General features: G+C 41.8%; 7 protein-coding genes. 1 reads left to right on the forward strand and 6 read right to left on the reverse strand.

Annotation, left to right across the window (positions count from 1 at the left end; translation table 11 throughout):
* Positions 1-158 precede the first annotated feature (158 nt).
* The gene (pirA, locus tag AC5JMF_RS29770; RefSeq protein WP_495799311.1) at positions 159-314 is read right to left on the reverse strand and encodes an arginine synthesis PII-interacting regulator PirA; all 156 of its coding nucleotides are present in this window, start codon (positions 312-314) and stop codon (positions 159-161) included.
* A gap of 109 nt (positions 315-423) precedes the next feature.
* On the opposite strand from pirA, the gene AC5JMF_RS29775 reads away from it, so the two are divergent.
* Entirely contained in the window at positions 424-1,224 is an 801-nt protein-coding gene (locus AC5JMF_RS29775; protein WP_495799312.1) for an SAM hydrolase/SAM-dependent halogenase family protein, read from the forward strand.
* On the opposite strand, the gene AC5JMF_RS29780 is transcribed toward AC5JMF_RS29775, so the two are convergent.
* The 5 genes from AC5JMF_RS29780 to trmB all read right to left on the reverse strand — a co-directional run bounded on the left by AC5JMF_RS29780 (position 1,207) and on the right by trmB (position 4,737).
* Entirely contained in the window at positions 1,207-1,389 is a 183-nt protein-coding gene (locus tag AC5JMF_RS29780; protein ID WP_495799313.1) for a hypothetical protein, read from the reverse strand. The two genes, AC5JMF_RS29775 and AC5JMF_RS29780, sit on opposite strands and share 18 nt — an antisense overlap.
* A 21-nt stretch (positions 1,390-1,410) precedes the next feature.
* Positions 1,411-2,676, reverse strand: coding sequence for a nif11-class peptide radical SAM maturase 3 (locus tag AC5JMF_RS29785; protein ID WP_495799314.1), 1,266 nt, complete (start codon positions 2,674-2,676; stop codon positions 1,411-1,413).
* A 112-nt stretch (positions 2,677-2,788) separates the two neighbouring features.
* Positions 2,789-3,175: a Nif11-like leader peptide family natural product precursor gene (locus AC5JMF_RS29790; protein WP_495799315.1), complete on the reverse strand. Its 387-nt coding sequence runs from the start codon at positions 3,173-3,175 to the stop codon at positions 2,789-2,791.
* Between the two features lie 67 nt (positions 3,176-3,242).
* Positions 3,243-3,563: a Nif11-like leader peptide family natural product precursor gene (locus AC5JMF_RS29795; protein ID WP_495799316.1), complete on the reverse strand. Its 321-nt coding sequence runs from the start codon at positions 3,561-3,563 to the stop codon at positions 3,243-3,245.
* A gap of 541 nt (positions 3,564-4,104) precedes the next feature.
* On the reverse strand, positions 4,105-4,737 hold the full coding sequence (gene trmB, locus AC5JMF_RS29800) for a tRNA (guanosine(46)-N7)-methyltransferase TrmB (RefSeq protein ID WP_495799317.1): 633 nt from the start codon (positions 4,735-4,737) through the stop codon (positions 4,105-4,107).
* Positions 4,738-4,805: the final 68 nt, after the last annotated feature.

Genomic DNA, 4,805 nt, shown 5'->3' on the forward strand with positions numbered 1-4,805 from the left:
TGGGGACTGGGGACTGGGGACTGGGGACTGGGGACTGGGGAATGGGGAATGGGGACTGGGGACTGGGGACTGGGGAATGGGGCAATATGGTTAAGCTAAAAACAAAAAAACCCGCCATGGCGGGGTCATACACAAACTATGAACTATAAATATTACATCTAGCTGAAATGCTTCATTTCTGCTTCCAGCTGACGAATTAGCTTTTCGTTGCCTTGCGCTCTGGCTACTTGTAGGCGATGCTCTATGCTTCTTTGAATATTTGCTCTGTGAGTTTGTTGAGCTTTGCGAGCAATTTGTAGTCTGCTTTGGTTCATAGTATTACCTCTTTAATTTTTATTTATGTCTTGTATCCCTAACATAACACAAATTTGGTAACTGTTGCTACAGAAATTATTCATTTATTATAAAACTAAATGGTCAACTATGTCCAAAAGTCAGATCGATCAACATACACTCCTGACCTTACTCAGCGATTTTGGCGATCGCGATGTATACGTGGGTGTTATGAAAGGGGTGATTGCTCAAATCAATCCTGGGTTAAAGGTGGTGGATTTGACACACCAAATTCCACCACAAAACATTGCCGCAGCCAGGTTTTGCTTGATGAATGCTTACTCTTATTTCCCGGTGGGGACAGTGCATGTAGCAGTGGTAGATCCGGGCGTGGGCAGTCAACGACGAGCGATCGCTGTAGAATTTGCTCAAGGGTTTTTGGTTGGCCCAGATAATGGTATCTTCAGCGGCATACTCAGTCAAAGCCAAGCGATCGCAGCAGTTGAACTCACAAACCCCCATTTTTGGAGAACTTCGCAACCCAGTAGCACATTCCACGGTAGAGATATTTTTGCCCCAGTCGGAGCTAATCTTGCTAGTGGTGTTTCTCTCAAACAATTAGGACAAGAAATAGATTTAGCAACTCTAGTACAGTTAGATATCGACTCGCTGCAAATCACCACAACTGGTATAGCTGGTTGTATTCAATACATTGACCACTTTGGCAACTTAGTTAGCAACATTTCAGGTAGTTATGTTCAAGGCAAAGCTTGGTGTGTGCAAATTGCTGAACTGACAATCATGGGGTGTGAAACTTACAGCGATGTCAAAACTGGCGAGGCGATCGCTTTAGTTGGTAGTCACGGCTGGGTAGAAATTGCCATCAATGGCGGGAATGCACATACACAGTTACAGATTAACTGGCAAGATGGTTTATTGGTCATTATTTAATACACCTGCTTCTTTTTCAATCCTATCTAGTGCCCGTTTAGCACGAAAAACAACTTTTAAATAAGTTAACTGACTATTCCAGGATGAACGAGGTAATAGAGTTGCTTGAGACTCAGAAGTAGTTATATTTTCTGAAGAGATGGAATCAAGAGAAATATCATTCATAGCAGTAGTATTTTATCGCTTTTAATAACTGGAACTAACCAAGGATGGTACTAAATTAGGTTCTTCTTCCCAACCTTCTGGCCATTGAATTTTGTCGGCGGTAAAGTGAAGCGGATCATTTTCTGGCCAAGGAGTATTAATCGGTTCTTCTATCAAAGCAAACTCGCCATTATCAAAGGGATTGCCATCTGCCCGACGTTGAAGATATACTCGCTCCCGGATATCGCGTTTTTCTTGAGTGAGGGCACGATAATGACAGTAAGGATTGTTACCTCTCTTATCAAAGAAAACATGAGCAGTCCAACTACAACCACCGCGACAGAGTTCGGCAAATTCACAAGTTTTGCAGAAACCCCACAAGTGTTCTGTTCCTTTGGGAGTACCTGCTCCCAAATTAAACCGCAGTTCCTCTGTTTCTTCGATGATTTTCCGCAGTGAATGGTCGCGGATATTGCCGCCGGTATAAGCTGTAGTCGGCAGTGAGGGACAACCTTTGATAGCGCCATCAGCTTCAATACCTAAAGCAGCAAGTCCAGCACTGCATCCTTGCCAAAAAGTCCAAGCATCCCCTCCGCCTCTGAGTATTCGCTCATAGGGGCCGTAATAACCGATGTTGTTTCCTGGCTGCACCTGTACCCCTTCTCGCCTTGCTCGTTGAGCAACACGAGCAATCATGGGGTATACATCAAGTAGTTCATATGGTTGCAGCAAAATTTCACTATTATCTGCTGCATTCCCCATGGGAACAGTTAATTGAATTTGCCAAGCAAAAATTCCAGCATCACGTAGATATTCGTAAATACGAGGAAATTCTGGTGCTGAGAGGCGATTAATTTGAGTATTACAGCCAAAAGAAATACCTGCTTGCTTGAGATGGCTCATGGTCTTAAAGGCCCATTGCCAAGAACCTTGTCTGCCACGGATACGGTCATGAGTCGCTTCTAAACCATCAACAGAAACTGACACTACATTAATACCTGCATCTTTCATGCGATGTGCTGTGTCCAGAGTGATACCATAACCGCCAGTAGTCATACCACACAACATTCCTGCTTTGGTAATTGCTTGGGCAATCTCTAACCAGTCAGGACGCAGAAATGCTTCACCACCAATGATAGTTACTTCTGTAATTCCCACGTCTGCCATTTGTTTGACTAAATCTAGCGCTTCGGCTGTAGAGAGTTCTTTGGCTCTTGTATGCCCTGCACGAGAACCGCAATGCTGACAAGCTAGATTACACTTGAGTGTGATTTCCCAAACTGCATAACTAATTCGGCGATAAGTCATTATAAATACCCTCTATATAATCTTTTGAGAGAAGGACGGATGTATGGTCATCCGTCCTCATTACAACGGATGTTGCTGATGTTTTTCTAAATATCAAGCCTGTTTAGTGAATTTATGCTAAATCGTCACTTCTGACGATTCCATACATCGGCTGCACAATTCCATAAAGAGGTTGAGGGCCAATTGGTGGCCATTTGATGGGTGGCCAAATAACAACTCCGTATAACGGTCGGATATCTGGCCGTCCTAGAATTGACGAAGCCCCACCAAAAACAGCTTCTAGTTCTTTTTCATCCAAGTCCTTGAGTTCACCTTCACCAGAGATTGACTCTAATACTTGAGTTGTATATTGTTCAAACTCTGCTTGAGTAAAGTCGTAGCCGGCGCTTTTTACAACTTGGCTGCATTCTTCTTTAGTTGTAACTTCCTGCATTTGAGTGCGGAAAGCTTCATCGTTTGCCAGCCTTGCATAAAAGGCTTGGACATTTTCTAGTGACATAAATTTTCTCCTTGTTAAATTGCCTTACTAGATAGCAATTGTTTCTATAAACTGAGAATTCTCAGTATTACAACAAGAATTTCCAGAGACCACTCGGCGCTCCATAAATCAAGATCAATCTAGGAAATATTCCTGCTAAAGCTGCTGTTGCTCCACCAACAACAGTTTCTAGCTCTGCTTCATCGACATCTCTGAGTTCACCCTCTCCAGCATTTGATTCTAATATTTGAGTCGTATATTCCTCAAATTCTTCTTGAGTGAAATCGTAGCCAGCTTCTTTAACAATTTGGCTACCTTCATGGGGGTTTGTAACACTTTGAACTTGAGTGCGAAAAGCTTCATCATTTACTAACCGTTCGTAAAAAGCTCTTACATTTTCTAATGACATACTTGATCTCCTGAATTTAATTAAGTAAGCCTGAGCGCTAACAAAACTAACAAAATCTCTTCTACATAGATGCAATAATGCTTAGAACGACAGCATCATTGAGTAAATCTAAAATCAGAAGATTAATTTAAAATTATGCTAATTTGCGAGTAGACTTAGGCGAAAAACTACGATGTTATTTGAGATTTTAAATCAGATAAAATTAATTTTGTTGATTTTTGCAACTCTAAACTAGACAAAAATATAGTTTTTATGTCACTAAAGAACTATAAATTTAATTCATCTCTATGACTCAGTATGCAAGCTTATATATCAATTTAAATTAAATGCTTGAGGCAATTTGAGCTATTAAGTGAAACATTTATGTCATACAAATCTTATTGAGCGATCGCGTCTCTTCTCCCACGCCAAATCCCCACCATAGCTGAAAATTTTACTAAACAGAAATATTATTTAAATTCAAGAACTGAAATATTTATTGCACAAGAAAATTCCATACCAAACATGGAAATATCTCTTCCCCCTACTCCCTACTCCCCATTTACCGCCTAATAAACAAGGTGCGATAAACAGGTTCACCCTTATTTTGGGTAAATATTTCCCGTTCTGTAGGAATCGATAGCGGGTTTTCTGTGAGCCATTCTACAGCACCAATCTCAAACGCTGGGTGTTCAGCAAAGCGATCGCGCATTTCCACAGCGATAAATTCCATATCCGATTGCAGAAACACCACTCCTCCAACCATCAGATATTTTGCTAACGTCGCCACTAATTCTGGTTGCACTACACGACGTTTAGCGTGGCGAGTTTTAAACCAAGGATCGGGAAATTGAATGCTAACTCGCTGCAAAGTTCCTATGGGGAAGGAAGATAAAAGCGGTCGCAATGAGTTATTTGCATTGCAAAATAGATAATGTAAGTTTGTTAAACCCAACTCAGAACCTAACTTATTCGCTTCTACTACCAGTGGTTCTCGAATTTCCAACCCTAAAAAATTCCAGTCGGGTTCTACCTTCGCCATATCTAATAAAAACTTTCCCCTAGCGCAACCAATATCTAAATGTAGCGGTTGATTTAGCTTTGCATACACCTTTTCCCAGTCAAGGGGACTCGCTGGGGTTTGATACTTTTGGGCAAGTGGGTTAACATGCTGACGAACGCGAACAGGTGGCAAATTCAATCTCCTTTACTGGGGACTGGGGACTGGGGACTGGGGACTGGGGACTGGGGACTGGGGACTGG

The organism is Desmonostoc vinosum (genome assembly GCF_059505385.1).

Coding starts and splice junctions, on each gene's coding strand:
- pirA (WP_495799311.1), bottom strand. CDS start 314: ATGAACCAAAGCAGACTACAAATTGCTCGCAAAGCTCAACAAACTCAC.
- AC5JMF_RS29775 (WP_495799312.1), top strand. CDS start 424: ATGTCCAAAAGTCAGATCGATCAACATACACTCCTGACCTTACTCAGC.
- AC5JMF_RS29780 (WP_495799313.1), bottom strand. CDS start 1,389: ATGAATGATATTTCTCTTGATTCCATCTCTTCAGAAAATATAACTACT.
- AC5JMF_RS29785 (WP_495799314.1), bottom strand. CDS start 2,676: ATGACTTATCGCCGAATTAGTTATGCAGTTTGGGAAATCACACTCAAG.
- AC5JMF_RS29790 (WP_495799315.1), bottom strand. CDS start 3,175: ATGTCACTAGAAAATGTCCAAGCCTTTTATGCAAGGCTGGCAAACGAT.
- AC5JMF_RS29795 (WP_495799316.1), bottom strand. CDS start 3,563: ATGTCATTAGAAAATGTAAGAGCTTTTTACGAACGGTTAGTAAATGAT.